This is a genomic window from Corallococcus sp. AB038B (genome assembly GCF_003668955.1).
GTDB classification, from domain to species: Bacteria; Myxococcota; Myxococcia; order Myxococcales; family Myxococcaceae; genus Corallococcus; species Corallococcus exiguus.
The window spans coordinates 1-432 of record NZ_RAWO01000142.1; the positions used below are offsets into that span (position 1 = coordinate 1).

The 432-nt window shown below is 70.1% G+C and carries 1 protein-coding gene; it reads left to right on the plus strand.

Features of this window, described 5'->3' with window-relative positions:
* Positions 1-204 precede the first annotated feature (204 nt).
* A partial coding sequence (locus D7Y04_RS42805) for a pitrilysin family protein (RefSeq protein ID WP_147477351.1) occupies positions 205-432 on the plus strand: 228 nt, incomplete at its 3' end.

Below are 432 nucleotides of genomic sequence, written 5' to 3' on the forward strand. Positions count from 1 at the left end.
TGACGGCATGGGCATTCGCAGGTTACCGCCCGGCGGCGCGGCCTACCAGGGACGCGTGACGAGACAGGTCGGTTCGGGCTCCTGGACGCTGGGAGGCCGCACGGACCCCTCGACGCCGGGGCCCCCGGGCGTTAGCCAGTGGGGGAAACATCACACCTCGCCTTGCCCTCCTGGGGGGCGAGTGCCAGCTTCGGACGCTCCTATATGGCCATCCGCTACGCGCTTCCCAACGGGCTCACCGTCGTCTTCGACGAAAACCACGCCGCCAAGGTCGCGGCATTCCAGGTCTGGGTCAAGGTCGGCAGCGCCGACGAGCGCCCCGACCAGGCGGGCCTGGCCCACCTGCACGAGCACATGCTCTTCAAGGGCACCGAGCGGCGAGGCCCCGGCGAAATCGCCCGCGACGTGGAGGCCCACGGCGGCGAAATCAAC